Here is a 1117-nt window from a genome sequence, read left to right as displayed (position 1 = left end):
CCCTGGTCAGGGCCTCCTCGGCGTCCTCGACCCGGTCCGCGCGTCGCCCCGCTGCTCGGCGACGTAGCCGAGTTCGGCCAGCACCGAGGCCATGCCCGCGGGCCAGTCGGCCCGCCGGTTCCAGTCGAGCCAGGGCAGCAGCAGCCGCTCCGCCTCGTCGTGCCGGCCCTGCCGCCGCGCGCTCACGGCGAGGCCGAGGTCGGCGACCTGCTCCATCACCTTGACCGACTCGTCGGCGGCGAGCTCGCGCGCCCGCAGGTAGAGCTGCCGCGCCCGCGCGTGCTCGCCGTGCAGCTGGGCGATGTGCCCCGCGCCGGTGAGCTGCCGGGCCTCCTCGGCGCGCAGGCCGAGCTCGCGGGCGATGCGCAGGCCGTCGGCGTACCAGCGGGCCGCCTGCTCGTAGTCCCCGGCGAGCCGCGCCGCGTCGGCCAGCGGGGTGGCCGCCTGCAGCAGCCCCCACCGGTCGCCGATCCCCCGGAACAGGTCGAGGCTCCGGTGCGCGTACCGGCGCAGCACCGGGAAGTCGCCGAGGAGCTGCGCGTGGTACGCCAGCACCGAGAGCGCGGCGGCCTCGCCCCACCGGTCGCCGAGCCGCTCGAACACCGCGTACAGCCGGACGACCGGGTCGTCCGCCGGGGACGCCACGTCGATGGGGCTTACGATCGCGAGCAGCAGGACCGCCCGCGCGAACGCGGCCCGCTCCGGTGCGGCGAGCCCGTCCCCGGCCGGGTCCAGGGCGTCCAGGACGTCGAGGCAGGGGCGGACGGCGGCGTGCCGGTCGTCCACCAGCGCGTCCGGCGGCTCCCCGGCCAGGGCCGCGATCCCCGCCTGCCAGGTCATCGCGGTCGCCCGCAGCACCTCGTCCGGCGCGTCCGCTCCGGAACCGGCGGCGGGCGCGACGGCGAGGGCGGCGGCCAGCGTGCGGCGGCCCTCGGCGACCCGGCCGCGCAGCACCCAGTACCAGGCGAGCGCGCAGGCCAGGCGCAGGGCCAGGGCCGCGTCACCGTGCTGGACGCAGGCGTGCGACGCGGCGCGCAGGCCGGCGGCCTCGGCGTCCAGCCGGGACAGCCAGGCGTGCTGGTCCGGGCCGCGCAGGCCGCGGTCGGCCTCCTCGGCG

At 79.1% G+C, this 1117-nt stretch carries 1 protein-coding gene; it reads right to left on the bottom strand.

Annotation, left to right across the window (positions count from 1 at the left end):
- Positions 1 to 6: 6 nt before the first annotated feature.
- Positions 7 to 1117: tetratricopeptide repeat protein (locus AB0J52_RS41790; RefSeq protein ID WP_500188842.1), on the bottom strand; the 1111-nt coding region annotated here is incomplete at its 5' end.

Source organism: Spirillospora sp. NPDC049652, assembly GCF_040675125.1.
In the GTDB taxonomy this organism is placed as follows: domain Bacteria; phylum Actinomycetota; class Actinomycetes; order Streptosporangiales; family Streptosporangiaceae; genus Spirillospora.
The sequence above is the reverse complement of the archived record's forward strand: the minus strand, read 5'-3'. Positions and strand labels throughout refer to the sequence as shown.